The organism is Herbaspirillum sp. C9C3, assembly GCF_013359625.1.
GTDB lineage: Bacteria > Pseudomonadota > Gammaproteobacteria > Burkholderiales > Burkholderiaceae_D > Herbaspirillum.
Map to the genome: position 1 here is coordinate 224,224 of NZ_JABFMQ010000001.1, position 21,316 is coordinate 245,539.

The window sequence follows — 21,316 nt, forward strand, 5'->3', positions numbered from 1 at the left end:
AATCAGCTTCTGGTCAGCAAGACCACACCCACGATGATCACGCCAATGGCCAGCAGGCGCTGCGGGGAGACCGCCTCGCCCAGGAAGTACCAGGCACCGATGGCATTGATGATGTAGCCCAGGGAAAGCAGCGGGTAGGCGATGGTCACATCCACGCGCGACAGGCCGATGATCCACACGCCGACCGAAATCACGTAGCAGGACAGGCCACCGATGATGGGCAGCTGGGTGGCCAGCTTGAGCCCGGTTGAAAACCAGTTGTCCGCCGTCAGGTGGATCGCGCCGACCGCATTGGTGCCGGCCTTGAGCAGCAATTGTGCAACTGCGTTCAGGCAGATGCCGACAAAGATGAAGCCAAATGTCGTCAGGTTCATTTCGCGGCCTTCTTCTCGCCAGCGGCCGGAACGGCGGGGGCCGGATCATTGGCCACGATCACCCGGCGCGGGTCCTGGCCGATCAGGCGCATGGGCAGCTTGCGCTCGACCAGCTGCTTGTAGATGGTCGGATCGATGATGGCGATATCCTTCTTGCCGGCGGTATGGTCGGCCACCCACTGTGCCACGAAGGCATCGACGGTCGGCAGCCACAGCTGCGGTTCCTGCTTGAGGCCGAACTCCATCTCATCGGCATGCTCCACCAGGATCATGGTGCGGCGCAGATAGAAGGGCAGGGCCTGTTCATAGCGGCCGACCAGATAGATCGGGGTTTCCGGCTTCAGTTCGGCCTGCAGGACAGGTACGTAGTCCACGCCTGCGGAATAGCGGCCTTGCGGGTCATGGCCCAGCATCAGCAACTGGCCGGCCAGGAAGGCGGTGGTCGCCAGTGAGGTCACGGCCCAGTCCTTGTGCTGACGCGCCAGACGGATGGCGGCGATGCCGCCGACGAAGAAGATCAGGGCACCCGCATACAGGTAGGGCACGTGGGCTTCGATCAGCGGCAGGGAGTAGGCGTTCTTGGCCAGCGAGGGCACGCGCGGGATGAAGGCCAGCGCCACCGCCGAGGGCAGGGCCACCAGCGAGCCGGCCCAGGCCAGCGCCTTGTAGTCGGCTTCTTCCAGATAGCAGGCGATCAGCAATGCCAGCGCCGGGAAGATCGGCAGGATGTAGGAGGGTAGCTTGGAGTCCGAGATGCTGAAGAACACGAAGATGAATACTGCCCACACCAGCAGCAGTCGCTTGGGCTGGAAGCGTCCGCCGTTGAGACTGTTGTAGCCGGCCGTATCGCGCTGTTCGCGGGTGCCTTTCCACAGGCTCTGGAAGAACACGCCCAGCCAGGGAATGATGCCCAGTACCAGAATGGGGATGAAGTAGTACCACGGACCGGTGCGGCTATGAATCTTGGTGGTGAAGCGCTGGAAGTGTTCGTGGATGAAGAAGAACTGCGGGAACTCCGGATTGCGCAGCGACACCGCCAGGAACCAGGGGGTGCAGATCGCAAAGAACAGGATCAGGCCCTTGATCAGGTGCAGCCGCTTCCAGATCGCCCAGTCGCGCGCGAAGACTGAATAGAGTACCAACACCGCGCCCGGCAGGACGATACCGATCAGACCCTTGGACAGCACCGCCAGCGCCATGCCGGCCCAGCACAGCAGCATCCAGTTGCGCTGGCTCTCGCGGGAGGCGCCGTCGCGCTGCGCCATCAGGAGCGAACAGAGGGCGATGGTCATCATCCCCGACAGCCCCATGTCCAGCGTATTGATGTGGCCCATGCCCGCCCAGAAGAAGCTGGAGGCCAGCACCAGTGCCGCATAGAAGCCCACGCGGCCATTGAAGATGCGGGTGCCGGTATAGCTCGCCAGGCCGATGCCGAGCAGGCCGCACAGGCCCGTCCACAGGCGCGCCTGCCATTCACCCAGGCCAAACAGCTCGAAGGTGATGGCATTCATCCAGGTTTGCAGGGGCGGCTTCTCGAAGTACTTGATGCCGTTCAGGCGGGTGGTGATCCAGTCTTGCGTGGCCACCATCTCGCGCGCCATTTCGGCATAGCGGCCCTCGTCGGTGGGCACCAGTACGCGGGCGCCCAGCATCCAGAACCAGACCAGCAGGAAGAGAATGATCAGCGTCCAGACGAACGCCTTGGATTTGTACAGGTCGCGCATTGACAGTGGTTCCTTGTTGCGTGTTCTTCGGTTTCTTGTCGCGGCAAGTGCCGGCGTCAGGCTTGGGGCGCGATGATCAGCGCCAGGGCCACCTTGCGCCCTTCGGCCATGAGAATGTTGTAGGTGCGGCAGGCCGCCTGGTTATCCATGCACTCCACGCCGATGCGACGCGCGGTCAGCGCCGTGGTCAGCCTGGGATGCACGAAGCGCTGGCGCTCGCCAGTGCCCAGGATGACTACATCGGGCGCGGTAGCATCGATCTGGCCGAAATGCTCGGTGGTGAGTGCCTCGAAGCGCTCTACCGGCCATGGCACCGGTTCACTTTCGGGCAGTACCAGCAGGCTGTTGGTGAACCGGATGGCATTGAGCTCGACACCGTCTTCGTCGTAGGCGGTGACGGTCTGGTATTGCTTGGTTTCGGTCGAATGGAGCTTCATCGCAGATGGGCAGGATGGGTTGCAGGCGGCCCCGCGGGGCGAACGTCCAGGCCATGATGTCAGGTCGACATACATCGCGGCAACGTGGTCGTAAAGTGCGCCATTGTAGCCGTTTCCGACCCTGGCGCACGCCTATTTGATTGATAAAATGCTTAGCTTTGGGCAAAATGGCCGGTTCCCGGCAAGCCCATGGGGCGCCGCCGCAGGCCTCTTTGCAAGTGCTTTACACTGCACTGCAGCAGGCAAAAACATGCAGGAAAATGACGGCAAGCGTGGTAATGGAGAGAACCGCGAGGTAAAGGTTCCGGTCCGGCGCATGCGGCCGATGAAGCAGGGCAGGCCCGGCCGGCAGCCGGTGCGGCCTGGCGCGAAACGAATAGAGGAAGAGCTGTGCGACCGATTCAGAAATCCAAGAAGCTGGCAGATGTGTGTTACGACATTCGGGGTCCCGTGCTGGAAAAAGCGCGTCAGATGGAGGAAGAGGGCCACAAGATCATCAAGCTCAATATCGGCAACCTGGCCGCCTTCGGCTTCGATGCGCCCGACGAGATCGTGCAGGACATGATCCGCAACATGGGCAATGCCTCCGGCTATACCGATTCCAAGGGCCTGTTCGCCCCGCGCAAGTCGGTCATGCACTACACCCAGCAAAAGAAGATCGAGGGTGTCACCATCGATGACATCTATCTCGGCAATGGCGCCTCCGAACTGATCGTCATGAGCGTGAACGCGCTGCTCAACACCGGTGACGAAGTGCTGGTCCCTTCGCCCGACTATCCGTTGTGGACGGCGGCGGTGAGCCTGTCGGGCGGTACTCCGGTCCATTACGTCTGCGACGAGCAGCAAGGCTGGCAGCCCGACATCGCCGATATCAAGAAGAAGATCACGCCCAACACCAAGGCCATCGTCGTCATCAATCCCAACAACCCGACCGGCGCGCTCTATTCGGTGGACGTGCTCAAGGAAATCATCGAACTGGCGCGTCAGCACCAGTTGATCATTCTGGCCGACGAGATCTACGACAAGGTGCTCTACGACGGCAACACCCATACCTCGCTGGCCTCGCTGGCCGATGACGTGCTGTTCATCACCTTCAACGGCCTGTCCAAGAACTATCGTTCCTGCGGCTACCGCGCCGGCTGGATGGTGGTGTCGGGGGAGAAGAAGCATGCCCGCGACTACATCGAAGGCTTGAACATGCTGGCCTCCATGCGCCTGTGCGCCAATGCGCCTGGCCAGTTCGCCATCCAGACCGCCTTGGGCGGCTATCAGAGCATCAACGACCTGGTGGCGCCCAATGGTCGCCTCACCAAGCAGCGCGACCTGGCACACCGGCTCCTGACCGATATCCCCGGCGTGACCTGCGTGAAGCCCAAATCGGCGCTGTACATGTTCCCGCGCCTGGATCCGGAGATCTATCCGATCAAGGACGATCAGGAATTCGCCTACGAGCTGCTGGCCGAGGAAAAGGTGTTGATCGTGCAGGGCACCGGCTTCAATTGCCCCACGCCGGACCACTTCCGCGTGGTGTTCCTGCCCAACACCGACGACCTGACCGAGTCCATGGGGCGCATTGCGCACTTCCTGGAAGGCTACCGCCGTCGTCACGGTACGGCCTGATCCGTTTCTGCAGTCCCCGTCATGCTGCGGCCAGCGGCGTGACGGTCATTTTTCATCAACCACGAAGACAATATGAAATCCATCAAAGTAGGTTTGCTCGGCATCGGCACCGTGGGTTCCGGTACTTTCAATGTTCTCCAGCGCAACCAGCAAGAGATTGCACGCCGTGCTGGCCGGGGCATTGAAATTACCATGGTCGCCGCTCGCAATACTGCCCGCGCGACCGAACTGACCCAGGGAAAAGTCAAGGTCGTCAACGACGGCAACCTGGTGGTGAACGATCCCGAGATCGATATCGTCGTGGAGCTGATCGGCGGCGATGACATCGCCCGCGACCTCGTGCTCAAGGCCATCGCCAACGGCAAGCACGTGGTCACGGCCAACAAGGCCCTGATCGCCAAGCACGGCAATGAAATCTTCAAGGCGGCGCAGGAAAAGGGCGTCATGGTGGCCTTCGAGGCCGCCGTGGCCGGTGGCATCCCCATCATCAAGGCGCTGCGCGAAGGTCTCACCGCCAACCGCATCCAGTGGGTCGCCGGCATCATCAACGGCACCACCAACTTCATCCTCTCCGAGATGCGCGACAAGGGACTGGACTTCGACGTGGTGCTCAAGGAAGCGCAACGCCTGGGCTATGCCGAAGCCGACCCGACCTTCGACATCGAAGGCGTGGACGCGGCCCACAAGCTGACCATCATGGCCTCGATCGCGTTCGGCATCCCGGTGCAGTTCGACAAGGCCCATGTGGAAGGCATCACCAAGCTGCAGGCCAGCGACATCACCTACGCCGAGAAGCTGGGCTATCGCATCAAGCTCCTGGGCATTACCCGCCAGACCGAGAAGGGCATCGAGCTGCGCGTGCACCCGACGCTGATCCCGGCCTCGCGCCTGATCGCCAATGTCGAGGGCGCGATGAATGCCGTGGTGGTGCGCGGCGACGCCGTGGGCGAAGCGTTGTACTACGGCAAGGGTGCCGGTTCCGAGCCGACCGCCTCAGCGGTCATCGCCGACCTGGTCGACATTACCCGCCTGGCGACTGCCGACCCCGAACACCACGTGCCTTCGCTGGCCTTCCAGCTCAATGCCATGGCCGATACCCCGGTGCTGCCGATGAGCGAAGTGGTGACCAGCTACTACCTGCGCATCCGCGTGGCCGACCAGGCTGGCGTGCTGGCCGATGTGACGCGCATCCTGGCTGATTCGACCATTTCCATCGATGCCATGCTGCAGAAGGAGCCGGCCGAAGGCGAGCAGCAGACCGACATCATCATGCTGACCCACCAGACCCAGGAAAAGAACATCGAGGCCGCCATCGCCAAGATCGAATCCCTGGCGACCGTGGTTGGTCAGGTCACCAAGATCCGCCTGGAAGAACTGGGCTGATCAGCGCTCAAGGCAGCAATGAAAAACGGAGCCCGCGGGCTCCGTTTTTCATTAAATCGAGGAAGGGGGGGGCAAGGCCCCCTATGATCATTTCTTCAGTTCGAAATTGCAGACCGCCTGCAGCATGGCGTCGCCCACCGACATCGGTTTGGGCTTGTTGAACTCTTGTCCCTTCAGGGCATCGCTGTGGTCACGCTTGTCGCCCTTGCCATCGTTCTCGGCGAAGATGATTTCACGCACCAGCTTCATGGAGCCGGCCTTGCAGTTGTACTGGTGCAAGTCCTTGTAGGACTTCAGGGTCGGGAAGCTCTGGTCGCCGGTGTTGGGGCGGGCTTGCTTGAAGTTCCACATCGACCAGGCCTCGCGGATGCCGCCGGATTCGATGATGGAGTCGGTGTCCACCAGCAGCTCTGAGCTATCCGTGCCGCCCAGCGATTGCCAGTTCTCGGCATGCGCCGGCAGGCTCGCCAGCAGGGCGCCGAACAGGCCGGCCGTGGCCAGCAGGGTCTTGATCTTGTGGTTCATGCCGTTTTCCATCCTTTTGAGTGTGAAATGCGTCTTTGATGTGGCCAGCGCGCAAACATTCCCGCCATCCCGGCGGTGCTGCACGAAGTGGCGCAGCATAGCCCGGCCATGCGCGGCTTTCAAGGGCGGTAACGTTTTATTTCAGCTGCCCTCCATGTCATGATGATTCGGTGCAACATTGGCCGCGCACGACCAGCATCGTTGGCCATGGCACGGCATCCCGGTGCAGCTTTCTTCCATGCCGCGCTTTTGTGCAGCGCCCGCTGGCCGTATAATCGAGGACTTTCCTCCCACTCCACGCTCTCGCCGCCTGCCGGCGCATCCTATCGACATGCACTACGTTTCCACCCGCGGTCACGCTGCAACTCCTTCCTTTTCTGACATCCTGCTGGGCGGCCTGGCCCCTGACGGCGGCCTGTACCTGCCGGCAGCGTATCCGCAGGTCAGCGGCGCCGAACTGGATCAGTGGCGCACGCTGTCGTATGCCGACCTGGCCTTCGAAGTCCTCAAGAAATTCGCCACCGACATTCCGGAAGCGGACCTCAAGGCGCTGGCCCACAAGACCTATACCGCCGACGTCTACCGCAACACCCGCGTCGGCGAAGATGCCAGCCAGATCACCCCGCTGCGTACCCTGCAGGACGAGCAAGGCAAGAAGCTGGTGCTGCAAAGCCTGTCCAACGGCCCCACGCTGGCCTTCAAGGACATGGCGATGCAATTGCTGGGCAATCTGTTCGAATATGCGCTGGCCAAAAAGGGCGCGGAATTGAACATCGTCGGTGCCACCTCCGGCGACACCGGCAGCGCTGCCGAATACGCCATGCGTGGCAAGAAGGGCATCCGCGTCTTCATGCTGTCGCCGCACAAGAAGATGAGCGCCTTCCAGACCGCCCAGATGTTCAGCCTGCAAGACCCCAACATCTTCAACCTGGCGGTCGAAGGCGTCTTCGACGACTGCCAGGACATCGTCAAAGCCATCTCCAACGACCTGGAGTACAAGGCCACCAAGAAGATCGGTACCGTCAACTCGATCAACTGGGCACGCGTGGTGGCCCAGGTGGTGTACTACTTCCGGGGCTACCTGGCCGCGACCACCAGCAATGAGCAGAAGGTGTCCTTCACCGTCCCTTCGGGCAACTTCGGCAACATCTGCGCCGGCCACATCGCCCGCATGATGGGCTTGCCCATCGACAAGCTGGTGGTGGCCACCAACGAGAACGACGTGCTGGACGAATTCTTCCGCACCGGCCACTACCGCGTGCGCAAGTCGGCCGAGACCTACCACACCAGCAGCCCCAGCATGGACATCAGCAAGGCCTCCAACTTCGAGCGCTTCGTCTATGATTTGCTGGGCCGCGACAGCGCCCGCGTGAAAGCCCTGTTCCACAAGGTCGAGACCGAGGGCGGCTTTGACCTCAGCGGCCAGGCCGGCAGCGACGGCAATGAATTCGCCAGCGTCATGCAGTACGGTTTTGCCTCCGGCAAGTCGACCCACGCCGACCGTCTGGAGACCATCCGCTTCGCCGAGAAGGCCTATGGCATTACCGTCGACACCCACACTGCCGACGGCATCAAGGTGGCCCGCGAACATCTGGTACCAGGCGTGACCATGATCGTGCTGGAAACCGCCTTGCCGGCCAAGTTCAATGAAACCATCCGCGAAGCCCTGGGCCGCGATGCCAACCGTCCGGCGGGCTTCGAGAACATCGAGGCACTGCCGCAGCGCTTCGAGGTGATGCCGGCCGATGCCGCCCGCGTGAAGGCTTACGTAGCCGAGCATACCGGCCTGTAAGCCGCGCAGTCGTCATTGCAACGCCGTCCGCGCCCAGCGCCCGGACGGCGTTTTTCATGGAGCGCGGCGGGGCGCTGATTGCATTAGAATGTCGGGTCGCTGTATCGACCAGAAAACAACGCTCACCCGTCATCCGATCTTCTCCCTCAGGCTTGCCATGTCCGCCACGACCACTCCCACCGTCGCCCCCTCATCCGACCAGCCGCCCCGTGCTCCCATGCAGGACGTCAGCCAGGCGCTCGACACCTTGCTGGCGGCTGCCGTGCCGGTGCTGGAACACGAGAGCGTTGATGTCCTGGAGGCTGGTGGCCGCGTGCTGGCCGAGCCGGTCACGGCCTGCATCGACGTGCCCGGCATGGTCAATTCACAAATGGATGGCTACGCCGTGCGTGCGGCCGATTGCGCATCGGGCCAGGCCCGCCTGCGCGTGTCGCAGCGCATTCCGGCGGGCCACGTGGGCCAGCCGCTGGAACCGGCTACGGCGGCGCGCATCTTTACCGGTGCGATGATGCCGCAGGGCGCTGACGCCGTCGTCATGCAGGAAGCCTGCGAGACCGAGGGCGACTACGTGGTGATCCGCCATGTCCCCAAGAGCGGTGAATGGGTGCGCATGATCGGTGAAGACATCCGCCAGGGCAGCACCATCCTCGCGGCCGGCACCCGCCTGCGCCCGCAGGAACTGGGGTTGGCGGCCTCCATCGGTCAGGCGCGGCTGCAGGTGCTGCGGCCGGTGCGTGTGGCGGTGTTCTTCACTGGCGATGAACTGACCATGCCCGGCCAGCCATTGAAGCCGGGCGGCATCTACAATTCCAATCGCTTTCTGCTGCGTGGCCTGTTGCAGAAACTGGGCTGCGAGGTGAGCGACTTCGGCATCGTGCCCGACAGTCTGGAGGCGACCCGCCTGACCCTGCGCGAGGCCGCTCGCGAGCACGACCTCATCATCACCAGCGGCGGCGTCTCGGTGGGGGAAGAAGACCATGTGAAGCCCGCTGTCGAAGCTGAGGGCCGTATCAACATGTGGCAGATCGCCATGAAGCCTGGCAAGCCGCTGGCCTTTGGCCAGGTGCGGCGCGGAACAGAGGTGGGTGAAGAGGGAAGTGAAGCTTTCTTCCTGGGATTGCCGGGCAATCCGGTGTCGTCCTTTGTGACCTTCCTGCTGTTCGTAAGGCCCTTCATCCTGCGCCTGCAAGGGCTGCCGCAGGAGGCCGTGCTGCCGCGACCGGTGGTCATGCGGGCCGACTTCGACTGGCCGCGCGCCGACCGCCGCCGGGAATTCCTGCGGGTACGTCGCAACGCCCAGGGCGGGCTGGATCTTTTCCCCAGTCAGGGGTCGGCGGTGCTGACCTCGACCGTCTGGGCCGATGGTCTGATTGACAATCCGCCCGGACAAACCATCGCTGCCGGCGATACGGTGCAGTTTCTGGCGTTCGATGCGCTGCTGAACTGAAGCCAACGGAGCTCCGATGAGACTGGCTGACATCGATCACTACCTGAGCAGCAGCATTCCCAGCGAGGCCACCGGCTGGCGTCGCTTCGTGCTGGAATTTCTCATGTTCGGCATCAAGGAAGCGCGCTGTTGCCTGTTTGCGGGCCTCTTCTTCGCCGCCGTTTTCCTGATGCCGCGCGCTGGACTGCTCGGCCTTCCCCGCTATGATGCCTTGCTGCTCTTCGCCTTGCTGGTGCAGGCATGGATGGTCTCGACCCGGATCGAAACCATGGCCGAACTCAAGGCCATCAGCGTCTTCCACGTGGTCGGTTTTGCGCTGGAGGTGTTCAAGACCTCGGGGGCGATCCAGTCCTGGAGTTATCCTGACTTCGCCTATACCAAGCTGTTCGGGGTGCCGCTGTTTTCCGGATTCATGTATGCCGCCGTGGGCAGCTACATCATCCAGGCCTGGCGCCTGTTCGACCTGCGTATCCAGCATCATCCCCCGTACTGGATGGCGACCCTGATCGCCTTGCTGATTTACGTCAATTTCTTCACGCATCATTACATCGGCGACTACCGCTGGTATCTGGCGGCTTGCGCACTGGGTCTGTATGCCCGCTCCACGGTGCTGTTCCGTCCGCTGGACCGGGACCGCAAGATGCCGCTGCTGCTGGCGTTCCTGCTGATCGGGTTCTTCATCTGGCTGGCCGAGAACATCAGTACCTTCTTCGGCATCTGGCGCTATCCCAACCAGATGGGGGCCTGGTCCACCGTGCACCTGGGCAAATGGAGTGCCTGGTCGTTGCTGGTGATGATGACCTTTACCATCGTGGTTCATCTCAAGCATATTCGCAGCAAGATTCATATCGCCCACTGAGGGTCTGCTGCCATCATCAAGGACATCCCATGAAAATCGAACTCCGTTTCTTCGCCAGCGTGCGCGAAGCCCTGCAGACCTCGCAGGAAATCATCGAGCTGCCCGACAGCGTCAAGACCGTCGGCGACGTGCGCGCCTTCCTGATGGGCCGGGGCGGCATCTGGGCCGAAGTGCTGGGACCGGAAAAGAACCTGCGCATGGCCTACGACCATGAAATGACTGAGGCCGATACCGAGATCGTCGATGGTGGCGAGGTGGCCTTCTTCCCGCCCGTCACCGGGGGCTGACATGAGCACCGGTCGCGATCCGGTAGTGGGCACGATTGCGCACTACAGCAGCAACGCGCAAAGTTTCCGCGAGGGGACCTGGGATCATGACGTCAGCCAGAACATGGCGGCCCTGCTCGATGCCCTGCACGCCAGGTCGGGGCCAGCCGGGCAGGGGCCGTTCACGATCCTGGACCTCGGCTGTGGTCCGGGACGAGACCTGATCGAATTCACCCGGCGTGGCCATGTGGCCGTGGGGCTGGACGGCACGGCCGAATTCGTCGAGATGGCGCGCGCGGCCAGCGGCTGTGAAGTCCTGCATCAGGATTTCCTGCAGCTGGATCTGCCGCTGGCACGCTTTGACGGCATCTTTGCCAATGCCTCGCTGTTTCACGTGCCGTCCACCGAGCTGCCGCGCGTGCTGGGACAGCTGCATGCCAGCCTGAAGCCGGGTGGCATCCTCTTCAGTTCCAATCCGCGCGGCAATGATCTGGAAGGCTGGAGCGGTCCGCGCTATGGGGTCTGGCATAGCCTGGAAGGCTGGCGGCGCTATGTGGTGCCAGCGGGCTTCGTTGAATTGCGGCATTATTACCGCCCCGACGGCTTGCCGCGCGAGCAGCAGCCGTGGCTGGCCAGCGTCTGGCAGAAGACCGAAGACTCCGGCGCTGCGGGCTGATCCCCAACTGCTCAGGCCATACTTAGGCGACCTGGTCGGTGATCCAGACGCTGGTAGAATCGCAGCCTGCATTCATTTCCTCTGCCGCCATGCCCGTCCGTGTCCAGACTGCCGATTTCGATCTTTCCACTGAAGTGGCGCAGCTGCGCCTGTCCAATCCGCGCGTCGGTGCCGTGGTCAGTTTCGTAGGCACGGTGCGTGATCTCAACGACGGTGCGGCGGTGTCCGAAATGGAGCTGGAACATTATCCGGCCATGACCGAGCGCGCCCTGGAACAGATCGTGGAGCAAGCCAAGGCACGCTGGCCGATCTTCGATGCGCTGGTGATCCATCGCGTCGGTCCCATGCAGCCGCGCGAGCAGATCGTGCTGGTGGCGGTCACTTCACCGCATCGCGGCGAAGCCTTTGCCGCCTGCGAATTCATCATGGATTACCTCAAGACCCAGGCCCCGTTCTGGAAGAAAGAACAGACGCCGGACGGCGCACGCTGGGTCGACGCCCGCGAGAGCGACGACACGGCGCTGGCCAAGTGGGCGCAATAAGGCAGCATCGCCCGGGACGTTGATCCCGGCGACGCCATCAACGGCACAAAAGGGGATTTTCGTCTTGCCATTCACTTTCCGCTTTCCCCGCATCCCGGGTTTGCCCACGACGGCCACGGCTCCGTTCTGCCCTTCCGAAGTCGCCGGTACCGTCAACGTACCGCGCGGTGCTTCGGTCTGGCAGAAGCTGCGCATCTACGTGGGGCCGGGCCTGCTGGTCTCGATCGGCTACATGGACCCCGGCAACTGGGCGACATCGATCCAGGCAGGTTCACAGTTCGGTTACCAGCTGCTGTTCGTGGTGATGCTCTCCAGCCTGGCCGCCATCGTGCTGCAATGCCTGTGCGCGCGGCTGGGCATCGCTACCGGCAAGGACCTGGCAGTGCATTCGCGCGAGCACTATCCGCCGGCCGTGGGCAAGGGCATGTGGGTGCTGGCCGAGCTCTCCATCATCGCCTGCGATCTGGCCGAGGTGCTGGGCTGCGCGCTGGCCTTCAACCTGCTGTTGGGAGTGTCGCTGCCGGTGGGCGTGCTGCTGACGGCGCTGGACACGCTCATCGTGCTGGGGTTGAAGGGCAGGGGATTCCGCCAGGTCGAGGCCATCATCCTGGGCCTGGTCATCACCATCGCCGCCTGCCTGCTGGCGCAGTTGGCCTTCGTCAAGGCGGACTGGCATGAGGTGATGCAGGGCTTCGTCCCCTCGCTGCAGGCCATCTCCAGCCGCGAACCGCTGTACCTGGCCATCGGCATCATCGGTGCCACGGTGATGCCGCACAATCTCTACCTGCATTCCTCCATCGTTCAGACCCGCAGCGTGCAGCGTGATCCGGCGTCGCTGCTGGAGGCGGTACGCTACACGCGGGTCGATACCACGGTCTCGCTGTTGATCGCCATGGTCATCAACGCCACCATTCTGATCCTGGCGGCAGCGGCCTTCCACAAGAGCGGCAATACGCAGGTCGCCGAGCTGGATGAGGCCTATCACCTGCTGGACCCCATCACCGGGTCGGCCATGGCCGCCATTCTGTTTGGCGTAGGCTTGTTCGCTTCCGGACAGAGTTCGACCTTCACCGGCACCATTGCCGGGCAGGTCATCATGGAGGGCTTTCTCAAGCTCAAGATTCCCTGCTGGCAGCGCCGCGTCATTACCCGCGCGCTGGCCCTGGTGCCCGCGTTGATCGGCGTGCTCACCCTGGGACCGCATTCGGTAGGCAAGCTGCTGGTCGCCAGCCAGGTCGTGCTGTCGCTGCAGCTGCCCTTTGCCATGTATCCGCTGATCCGCCTCACCAGCCGCCGGGATCTGATGGGCGACCTGGTCAATCGCTGGTGGGTGAGCGCGGTGGCCTGGCTGCTCTTTGTGACCATTTCGGCGGCCAATGTATGGTTGGTGTGGCAGGTGTTTGCGGAGTAGTAAAAGGCCATTTGCACATCAAACTATCACGATTGGCATGGATTTTCGGCTCAATGATGATAGTATGATGTGTATATGAAGACTTCCTGCACACTTCAAGTTCATATCGACGGGGCCTGGCGGCAGGCCGGTGCGTTGTCGTTGACTGCGCCGGTCGAGCTGGGCATGGCGGCCTCGACTTACTTCAGCTATGACGCCGTGCACGCCATCGATTACATGGGCAGGCGCGATGCTGCGGCCTTGTCGGTGAACGTGCCGGTGGGGTTGGAGAGCCTTGGTGAGGCGCGCTGGCCAGCTTGCCTGATCGATCTGCTGCCGCAAGGTTACGGTCGTGGCGAACTGTTGCGCCAGCTGGGGCTGGATGAGCGCGCCGAAGCCAGCGCCGACTGGCCGCTGCTGTGTGCTGGCGCAGGCAATCCCATCGGCAACTTGCGCGTGCAGGAAGCCTGGGAGTGGGCGCAGGCGCGCAGCGGACCGCAGCTGCGCGGCTTTGCGATGGAGGACATCGCTGCACGCTCCGAAGACTTCAATGAATACCTCGCCCAGCATGGCCTGTTCCTGGCGGGCTCGTCGGGGGTACAGGGCGAATGGCCCAAGATCCTGCTCACACGTGCCCGTGATGGCTTGTTCTACCTCGACCACGCCTTGCCCGATGAGCAAGCCGAGCGCCATTACATCGTCAAGTTCGGACGCGGGCCCGACCCGGATCTGGCGCACATCCTGCGTCTGGAGGCACCCTACATGCAGCTGGCGATGCACTTGGGCCTGAAGGTCCACGGCGCGCTGGAACTGCATGGCAAGGCCTTGTTCATCCCCCGTTTTGACCGCGAAGTGCGCGGGACCTCAGTCGTGCGCCACGCCCAGGAAAGCATTGCTTCCCTGTGCGGCGTGACGGGCTTTGCGGCCATTCCCACACACAATGCTGTCTGCGCCAGGCTGGGTGAAGTCGCCACCGATCCGCTCCCCGAGATCATCGAATACCTGAAGCGCGACATCGCCAACATCGTCCTGCGCAACAAGGACAATCACGCCCGCAATACCGCCATCCGGCGCGATGCGCAGGGGCGGATCGGCCTCACGCCGCTGTTCGACTTTGCCCCGATGTGGCTGCATCCGGATGGCATTGCACGGCGCATGCGCTGGGAGCGTGACGATGGGGGCTCACCGCAGTGGGCCAGCGTCATCACGCAGGCCTGCGAAGCCGCGCAGATCGAACAGTTACCGGTCAGGTCGGCCGTGCGTGAGATGGCATTGCCGTTGGCGGACTTGCTGCAATATGGCCGCAGCCTGGGGATCGAAGGCACTTTCCTCGATCCGCTGGCGGCTACCGTGGACCAGGTACGGGCACAGTTGGAGGCGCTCTGAATGGACAAGCGCTTCAAACCCCTGAGCGCCATCGAGCAGATGGAAGAGCGCCGCGCACTCTTCGATGAACTGGCCGCCGATCCCACCTTGCCGGTACCGGCCGTGGTTCGCAAGATTCGCACCACCTTGCGCCTGACCATCGCCGAATATGCCAAGGTGTGCGGCGTATCGGCCCGTACCCTGCAGGACATTGAACGCGGTGAATCCAGTCCCACCCTGGCCACGGCCGACAAGCTGCTCAAGCCGGTCGGCATGTGCGTCGGGGCCGTGATGCGCAAGCGCCCATGAAAAAGGCGACCCGTCGCCAGGTCGCCTCATCGGTTCATCTCACTGCAAGGTCATCAATTCTTCGCTACCGGCTGCTGCTTGCCGCTGCCCGGCTCCAGCACCACCGTGCAGGTCAGTCCCGAGGCCAGCAAGACGTTTTCAGGCACCTTGTCCAGGTGAATGCGCACCGGGATGCGCTGGGCCAGGCGGACCCAGTTGAAGGTCGGGTTGATGTCGGCCGTCAGTTCGCGGCTCTGCGGGTTGTCGCGGTCATAGATGCCGCGGGCGATGCTGTCCACGTGGCCTTCCATGGAGGCGCCGTTGATCAGCTGGATCTTCGCACGGTCACCGATGGACAGCAGTGGCAGCTTGGTTTCCTCGAAGTAGGCATAGACCCAGAAGGAATGGCTGTCGATCAGCGCGATCTTGGCCGCACCGGCGGCGGCATAGTCCCCCCGCCGCACGTTCAGGTTGGTGATGTAGCCATCCACCGGTGAGAAGACCTTGGTGCGCTCCAGGTTCAGCTTGGCGGTATCGCGTTGCGACAAGGCTGCCTGGTATTGCGCCTGGGCACCTTGCAGCTGGGCCTGGGCCGCTTCCAGCTGGGCTTGCGAGGCGGTGACCTGACTGCCGGCATCCTCGCGGGCTTCACGCGAGACCACCAGGGCGTCCACATCGGCGCGGCGGCGGGCTTGCGCACGGCGCATGTTGAGCTCGGCGCGGCGAGCGTCCACTTCTGCCTTGCGCACCTCCAGCTCGGCCTTGCGGGCGGTGACGGCGGCGTCGGCCTGCTGCAGCGCCAGCGTGTAGCGAGCCGGGTCGATCTCCATCAGCAGGTCACCTTTCTTGACCAACTGGTTGTCACGGACCGGCAATGCCACGATCTGGCCGGAGACATCCGGAGCGACGTTGACGACCTCGGCACGGACGCGACCGTCGCGCGTCCAGGGCGAGTGCATGTAATGCTGCCACAGGCTCCAGGCCAGCAGGATGGCCAGCAGGAAGATGGCCGAGGTGATGAGAACGCGGAAAATCGATTTGACCGACATGGTGAACTACTCCTGTTTGTTTCTTTATCTTTTCGTAAGGGATGCGTGCGTCAGGGGCGCCTGGCTAGCGGTATACCGCCAGCCCCAGCAAGGCCGCCAGGCAGACGAACAGGCTCACCCGGAACAGCGCCGGATGCCAGGTCAGCTCGTAGAAGCCCAGGCGCACCAGCACGCGGTCGGCCAGCATGGCCAGCACGGCGGCCACCACGGCCAGCAGCAGGACGGTCGGAATGTAGGCGTCGAAGAAGGAAATCTCACGTGGCATGGCGGGCTCCCGTTGTATTGTGCGCAGCCCCGGCGCGCATGGTGTGCAGCGGCGATTGCTCGTCGAGCAGGGCGGTACGGATGAAATGCAGATAGCTCAAGGTGCGTTGCAGACGATGGCGTTGGCTGCGTTCGCGGTAATGCGGGCCAATGGCGGCCTGGACTTCGGCGATGGTGGCATCGTTGGCGGCCAGGGCGGTGGCCAGGCTCGCCGCCGAGGGCCGGGCGAACAGCGCCGGGATGGCTTCGCGCAGGCGGTTCAGGGCAGCATAGGCAGAGGCCGGCAGCAGATCCGGTGCTTCCGTACGAATGCCTTGCAGCTCGTTACGCAGTTCGATGATGGCGTGGCCCACTTCCAGCGTAGCGAACATCCAGCCCAGCGCCTTCTGGCGCAGCAGCGGACGGCTGCTGGTGAACATGGTGATCTGGTGCATCAGGTCGCGGGTGCCGCTCTCGAACTTCAGGGCCAGATGAGCGAGCTTGCCGAAGCAGGCATCGACCACCTGCTTGCGCAACTGTCTCTCCAGCACGCGCACGGTCCAGTCAGTGGTCGGCGGCAGCAGCACCATGAAGGCCGCGGCCGTGACCAGCAGGGAGATCACCAGCGCCACCGATTCGTTCAGATAAGCCGCCGCATTGAAGTGCGCAAAGTTGTCCGGCACCGCCAGGAAGGGGAAGAAAATGCAGATCCCCAGGCCGTAACCTGCATAAGCGGGACGGGTGGTCAGGTAGACGGCCAGCATCAGTACCGGCATCAAGGCGCTGGCCAGCATCCAGTACCCATCCAGGCGCGGCAGGATATGGAAGGTGTAGACGTAACCGGCCACGGCGGCAAACAGCACACCGATGGCAACCGTCCGGGTGGCCTTGGCCGGATCGGGCGCAGCCGAGGTGATGGCGCAGAAGGCGGCGGCGTTGAGCACGGCCACGTCACCGCTGGGCCAGCCGCTGGCGATCCAGAATCCGGCCAGGGCCAGCATCACGATGGCCGCACGGGCACCGGCAATGAGGGCGGTGGTCATGCTGGTCTTGGGGGCATACGAATGTTCCCACTGCTCGCGCTCGTGGTGGCGCTGGGTCAGGGAGGCATAGGTCAGCGTGTAGGCGTGCAGTTCCTCGATGACGCGATAGAGCAGCTCGGAGGCCGTATCGAAGTCCAGCATGGCGCTGTCGCTCTGGCACTGTTCGGACAGCGTGTTGCGGGTGGCACGCACGCGGCGCGGCAGCTCGCGCTTGTAGGCGTCCAGCTTCAGGGCCGCATCGGCGGCGTCCAGCGCACTCATGACCGGCTCCCCGCTGGCGCGGGTGAGCAGGGGCTGTACTTCGCGGTAGTAGGGAGAGAGGGCGTCGATCACCACCTGTGCGCCGGGTGCCGGGTTGGCGTGCAAGCGGTTCATCAACTGGTGCAATGCGTGCATGCGGGTGGACAGGGCCATGAACTCGCTGTTCATGCGTGTGAGACGGCCACTGCGCAGACGTACTTCGGGATCCTCGAAGATGGCCGAACTGCGCATGGCCTCCAGCCCGATGATGTCGCCCACGAAGCGGGCATTGGCGGCTTCGAGCTGCTTGCGGTCAGCGCTGCCGCCGAGCGTGGCGCTGATCAGATCGACGAAGGCCGTGAAGCGGCCACGGATGACGCGTACCAGCCCCGGTGCGCTGGCCTGCGGGAACACCAGTGCGCTGACCAGGCCGACACAGACGATGCCGACCATGATCTCGCTGACGCGCGTCATCACCGAATCGAAAGTGATGGCCGGATGCAGGGCCGAGGGCAGGCCGATCAGGGCGACCGTATAGCCCGAGAGCACGAAGCCATATGAACGAAAATTCCGGTTATGGGCCGAGCCCACGGTACACAGACCGATCCACAGCGCCGAGGCCAGCAGGAACAGTTCCGGTGTCTGTGCAAACAGATCGACGAAGACCACGATGGCTGCCGAGCCGACCAGGGTGCCGATGACCCGATAAAAGCTCTTGGCCAGGATCATGCCGCTTTGCGGCTGCATGACGATGAACACGGTGATGAGCGCCGAGCGCGGCGATTCCAGGTCCAGCCCATAGCCGATGCCCAGTGCCAGCAGGCCGGCGAAGACCATCTTGAAGACATAGACCCAGGTGGCTGCATCGCTGCGCCACCAGTCGGTGGCAGCCTCGCGCAACTGGGCCTTCAGGGAAAGGGCAGGGGTATTCATTGCGCCGCCACCCTGGCTGGTGCTTCATCGTCGATGCCGCCCCCCAGCGCCGTCTGCAGGGCCGCAAAGGCGGCCAGTCGCTGTGCCTGCAATTGCTGCACGATCTGCTGCTGACGCAGCCATTGGGTTTGCGCATGCAGCACGTTGAGGTAGTCGGTCAGGCCGCGCTGGTAGGCACGGGTGGCGATGTCCACGTTCTTCTGTGCGGCCCGCACTGATTCCTGCGCCTGCTTCTGCTGGCGCACTACCGATTGCAGGGTCACGACCTGGTCGGAGATCCCTTTCAAGGCCTGCGACAGCAGGCCGTTGTAGTGCTCCACCGCAATGTCATACCCGGCACTGGCGGCGCCGAGCTGGCCGCGCAGGCGCCCGCCCTCGAAGATCGGCAGGGAGATGGCCGGGCCGTAGGTGGTCTGCAGATTGGGCGCGGAGAGGAAGGAGAACAGTCCGCCGCCGGCCGCCGCCGGGCCGATGCCGGCCAGCAGGTTGATATTGGGATAGAAGGCCGCCTTGGCCACCGAGATGCCCTTGGCCGCCGCCTCCACGCGCCAGCGGGCGGCACTGATGTCCGGACGGCGACCCACCAGATCAGCCGGCAGCACGCTGGGCAGGCTGAGGGCGCTGTGCAACTGCAGGGTCGGACGGGTGATGCCGTCGGCGGCACCGGGGCCGGCGCCCAGCAGCGCGGCCAGTTGATTGCGGATCAGGGCGATGTTTTCCTGCAGGGCTTCGATCTGACGACGGGTTTCCGGCAGCGGCGCTTCGGCCTGGGTGATCTCCAGCTGGGTGCCAAGGCCACCCGTGAAGCGGCGCCGGGCCAGGTCGAGGATATTCTGCTCTTGCTTGAGCATGGCTTCGGTGTTTTCCAGCAGCCCGTATTGCAGTGCCAGTTGCACATAGGTGCGCACCACATTGCCTTCCAGGTCCAACTGGGCGGCGCGTGCATCAGCGGCCACGGCGTGCATTTCATCCTGGGCGCGCAGGGTGGTGTTCTTGTTGCGGTCCCACAGGTCGACGTTGTAGGACAGGCCCAGGGTCGCCGTGTTGTTCCAGGTCAGCTTGTCGCGGAAGGCTGCACCGTAATAGACGTTGTCGGACCAGTCCTTGCGGCCGACCGCCACATCCAGTTGGGCGCCGGGCAGTTCACCGGCATGCGCCACCACGGCCATCGACTGCGCCTGGCGCACACGGGCTGCGGCCACCGCCATGCCGGGATTGCCCGCCACCGCGCGGAGCACCAGCGCATCGAGTTGCGCATCGCCGTAGGCCTGCCACCAGGCGCGCTGCGGCCAACCGGCCTCGCTGGTGGCCCGGCTGATGGCCTGGCCGACATCGAGCACGGCCACGTCCCGCACCTGGGCCTGTGGCTGGATGCCGCCCTGGTCGGCACAGCCGGCCATTGTCAGCGAAAGCGCAATGACGCTCAGCGCGGGCAGCTTGGAGAAGGCGATACGTGTCATGGAATTATCCAAAAATATGCAAATATCAGAAGTTACGTATTCTATTTTGTAAATATCTCAGAAAAAATCCGCTATTTGGCAAAGGTTTATATCGAATACAGCAATAATGATTGCTCCATTCTGAGTAACAATGCTGCCGTGGCGTAGTGCGTCTTTTTGCCGGCAGTGTTGTGTCTGTGCATGCCTGCGCCTTGTACAGTGATAGGAAAACGATGGATACCCTGCAAAACATGCGCGTGTTCGCGCGCGTGGTCGAGGCTGGCAGCTTCACCCAGGCGGCCCAGCAGATGGGTTTGACTACGGCCCATGTCTCGCGGGCGGTGGCCGATCTGGAGCGTCATCTGCGCACGCGCCTGATGAACCGAACCACCCGGCGCATCGCCCTGACCGAAGCGGGCGAACGCTATCTGCTGCGCTGCCAGCAGATCATGGCCTATGTCGACGAAGCCGAGGCCGAGGCCAGTGCGGCCTACGTCAAGCCCTCCGGGCGCCTGCGCATCCATGCCATGACCAGCTTCGGGCAGCGCTACGTGATCCCGTCGATCTCGGGCTACCACAAACGCTATCCGGACGTGGCGGTAGAGCTGACGCTGGCCCAGCGCATTCCGGACATGCTCGAAGAGGGCTATGACGTCTCGCTGGTGCTGGCGCGCGAATTGCCCGATTCCGGCCTGATTTACCGCCAGCTTGGTACCACCTTCAGCATGCTGTGCGCTGCACCGGCCTATCTGGATAAATACGGTGTGCCGCAGCAGCCGGCCGATCTGCTCAATCATGCCTGCCTGCAACTGGTGAGCCCCATCTCGCCGCTGGACGAGTGGGTGCTGGAAGGGCCGGAAGGCGGGGCGGTGATTGCCGTCAAGAGCAATTTCCAGGTCAACGTGGCCGAGGCCATGCTCACCGCCATCCGCGAAGGCATGGGCATTGGCGTGCTGCCCATCTATTCGGCGGTGGACGCCCTGCGCGCCGGCACCATCGTACGGGTGCTGCCGCAGCATCGCCTGCAGGACATGGGCGTCTATGCACTGTATCCTTCCCGTCAGTATCTGGATGCCAAGATCAGCACCTGGGTGGACTGGATGCACGAAACGGTGGACAAGACCTTGCAGGAAGATCATCAGGCCCTGGAACGCCTGGGCAGCCTGCGCGAGGAAATGCAGGGCCTGGCGCTGCGCGGCGGCCAGCTGGCCTGATCAATCAAGGGAGAGCGCCATGGGATGGCTGGCTGTGGGAATGGGAGCGGCACTGGGCGCCTGGCTGCGCTGGCGTATTTCGGTCGTCTGGAACGTCGACGGTCACTTCGTGCCGCTGGGCACGCTGGCGGCCAACTGGATCGGCGCCTACGTGATCGGCTTCCTGGTGGCCTATTTCGAGCAGCATCCGGCGCTGGCGCCCGAATGGCGGCTATTTGCCGTCACCGGGGTGCTGGGCGGACTGACCACCTTCTCGACCTTCACGGCCGAATCCATGATCCTGTTGCAGCGCGGTGATTACCTGTGGGCCATCGGCCACTCCGGACTGCATCTGCTGGGTTCCATCGTGCTCTGTGTTGCCGGGTTTGCAAGCTATCGTGCATTGGCCGGATGATCACTCCGCGCGACCTGATGCAGATCAAAACGGACGGCACGATCATTGCTTGAAAATCGCAGGCGCAGGCCCA

General features: G+C 63.3%; 21 protein-coding genes. 13 read left to right on the forward strand and 8 right to left on the reverse strand.

Annotated features, from left to right (window positions below; genetic code table 11):
- Positions 1-2: 2 nt before the first annotated feature.
- From HNO82_RS01095 to HNO82_RS01105, 3 genes are read right to left on the reverse strand one after another with little or no spacing between them, the layout of a single operon-like run.
- Positions 3-374, reverse strand: a complete 372-nt coding sequence (locus tag HNO82_RS01095) for a DMT family transporter (protein ID WP_175342455.1) — start codon at positions 372-374, stop codon at positions 3-5.
- A complete protein-coding gene (locus HNO82_RS01100; protein ID WP_175342456.1) occupies positions 371-2,098 on the reverse strand; it encodes a glycosyltransferase family 39 protein in 1,728 nt (575 codons plus the stop codon). Before HNO82_RS01100 ends, HNO82_RS01095 begins: the two co-directional genes overlap by 4 nt.
- Before the next feature lie 56 nt (positions 2,099-2,154).
- A complete protein-coding gene (locus tag HNO82_RS01105) occupies positions 2,155-2,535 on the reverse strand; it encodes an Mth938-like domain-containing protein (protein ID WP_175342457.1) in 381 nt (126 codons plus the stop codon).
- Positions 2,536-2,925: 390 nt separating this feature from the next.
- Between HNO82_RS01105 and HNO82_RS01110 the strand changes: the two genes are divergently transcribed.
- Both HNO82_RS01110 and HNO82_RS01115 read left to right on the forward strand, forming a co-directional pair.
- Positions 2,926-4,155: a pyridoxal phosphate-dependent aminotransferase gene (locus HNO82_RS01110; protein ID WP_034350244.1), complete on the forward strand. Its 1,230-nt coding sequence runs from the start codon at positions 2,926-2,928 to the stop codon at positions 4,153-4,155.
- Between the two features lie 72 nt (positions 4,156-4,227).
- Positions 4,228-5,538: a homoserine dehydrogenase gene (locus HNO82_RS01115; protein WP_175342458.1), complete on the forward strand. Its 1,311-nt coding sequence runs from the start codon at positions 4,228-4,230 to the stop codon at positions 5,536-5,538.
- Between the two features lie 87 nt (positions 5,539-5,625).
- Here HNO82_RS01115 and HNO82_RS01120 read toward each other — a convergent pair whose 3' ends face one another.
- The gene (locus HNO82_RS01120) at positions 5,626-6,063 is read right to left on the reverse strand and encodes a surface-adhesin E family protein (protein ID WP_175342459.1); all 438 of its coding nucleotides are present in this window, start codon (positions 6,061-6,063) and stop codon (positions 5,626-5,628) included.
- Between the two features lie 331 nt (positions 6,064-6,394).
- Here HNO82_RS01120 and thrC point away from each other — a divergent pair, with 331 nt between their 5' ends.
- The 9 genes from thrC to HNO82_RS01165 all read left to right on the forward strand — a co-directional run bounded on the left by thrC (position 6,395) and on the right by HNO82_RS01165 (position 14,709).
- Positions 6,395-7,855 (forward strand): threonine synthase, encoded by a 1,461-nt coding sequence (gene thrC, locus HNO82_RS01125; RefSeq protein WP_175342460.1) that lies wholly within the window; start codon positions 6,395-6,397, stop codon positions 7,853-7,855.
- A gap of 157 nt (positions 7,856-8,012) precedes the next feature.
- On the forward strand, positions 8,013-9,302 hold the full coding sequence (locus HNO82_RS01130) for a molybdopterin molybdotransferase MoeA (RefSeq protein WP_175342461.1): 1,290 nt from the start codon (positions 8,013-8,015) through the stop codon (positions 9,300-9,302).
- Between the two features lie 16 nt (positions 9,303-9,318).
- Complete coding sequence (locus tag HNO82_RS01135; protein WP_175342462.1) at positions 9,319-10,161, forward strand: DUF817 domain-containing protein; 843 nt, start codon at positions 9,319-9,321, stop codon at positions 10,159-10,161.
- A gap of 29 nt (positions 10,162-10,190) precedes the next feature.
- The gene (gene moaD, locus HNO82_RS01140) at positions 10,191-10,448 is read left to right on the forward strand and encodes a molybdopterin converting factor subunit 1 (protein WP_008328251.1); all 258 of its coding nucleotides are present in this window, start codon (positions 10,191-10,193) and stop codon (positions 10,446-10,448) included.
- Position 10,449: 1 nt separating this feature from the next.
- Positions 10,450-11,103, forward strand: coding sequence for a class I SAM-dependent methyltransferase (locus tag HNO82_RS01145; RefSeq protein ID WP_175342463.1), 654 nt, complete (start codon positions 10,450-10,452; stop codon positions 11,101-11,103).
- A gap of 89 nt (positions 11,104-11,192) precedes the next feature.
- On the forward strand, positions 11,193-11,645 hold the full coding sequence (moaE, locus tag HNO82_RS01150) for a molybdopterin synthase catalytic subunit MoaE (protein WP_175342464.1): 453 nt from the start codon (positions 11,193-11,195) through the stop codon (positions 11,643-11,645).
- A 64-nt stretch (positions 11,646-11,709) separates the two neighbouring features.
- Positions 11,710-13,056, forward strand: a complete 1,347-nt coding sequence (locus HNO82_RS01155) for an Nramp family divalent metal transporter (RefSeq protein WP_008328255.1) — start codon at positions 11,710-11,712, stop codon at positions 13,054-13,056.
- 75 nt (positions 13,057-13,131) lie between these two features.
- The gene (locus HNO82_RS01160) at positions 13,132-14,421 is read left to right on the forward strand and encodes a type II toxin-antitoxin system HipA family toxin (RefSeq protein WP_175342465.1); all 1,290 of its coding nucleotides are present in this window, start codon (positions 13,132-13,134) and stop codon (positions 14,419-14,421) included.
- Positions 14,422-14,709 carry a helix-turn-helix domain-containing protein gene (locus HNO82_RS01165; protein ID WP_008328257.1) on the forward strand — a complete coding sequence of 96 codons (288 nt, stop codon included), beginning with the start codon at positions 14,422-14,424 and terminating at the stop codon, positions 14,707-14,709.
- 53 nt (positions 14,710-14,762) lie between these two features.
- Here HNO82_RS01165 and HNO82_RS01170 read toward each other — a convergent pair whose 3' ends face one another.
- The 4 genes from HNO82_RS01170 to HNO82_RS01185 all read right to left on the reverse strand — a co-directional run bounded on the left by HNO82_RS01170 (position 14,763) and on the right by HNO82_RS01185 (position 19,656).
- Positions 14,763-15,737 (reverse strand): HlyD family secretion protein, encoded by a 975-nt coding sequence (locus HNO82_RS01170; RefSeq protein ID WP_175342466.1) that lies wholly within the window; start codon positions 15,735-15,737, stop codon positions 14,763-14,765.
- A 64-nt stretch (positions 15,738-15,801) separates the two neighbouring features.
- A complete protein-coding gene (locus tag HNO82_RS01175) occupies positions 15,802-16,002 on the reverse strand; it encodes a DUF1656 domain-containing protein (RefSeq protein WP_008328259.1) in 201 nt (66 codons plus the stop codon).
- Complete coding sequence (locus HNO82_RS01180) at positions 15,992-18,196, reverse strand: FUSC family protein (RefSeq protein ID WP_175342467.1); 2,205 nt, start codon at positions 18,194-18,196, stop codon at positions 15,992-15,994. Before HNO82_RS01180 ends, HNO82_RS01175 begins: the two co-directional genes overlap by 11 nt.
- Positions 18,193-19,656 carry an efflux transporter outer membrane subunit gene (locus tag HNO82_RS01185; protein ID WP_175342468.1) on the reverse strand — a complete coding sequence of 488 codons (1,464 nt, stop codon included), beginning with the start codon at positions 19,654-19,656 and terminating at the stop codon, positions 18,193-18,195. Before HNO82_RS01185 ends, HNO82_RS01180 begins: the two co-directional genes overlap by 4 nt.
- Before the next feature lie 212 nt (positions 19,657-19,868).
- On the opposite strand from HNO82_RS01185, the gene HNO82_RS01190 reads away from it, so the two are divergent.
- Both HNO82_RS01190 and crcB read left to right on the forward strand, forming a co-directional pair.
- Complete coding sequence (locus tag HNO82_RS01190) at positions 19,869-20,849, forward strand: LysR family transcriptional regulator (protein WP_008328262.1); 981 nt, start codon at positions 19,869-19,871, stop codon at positions 20,847-20,849.
- A 19-nt stretch (positions 20,850-20,868) separates the two neighbouring features.
- Positions 20,869-21,243, forward strand: a complete 375-nt coding sequence (gene crcB, locus HNO82_RS01195; protein WP_008328263.1) for a fluoride efflux transporter CrcB — start codon at positions 20,869-20,871, stop codon at positions 21,241-21,243.
- Positions 21,244-21,316 lie beyond the last annotated feature (73 nt).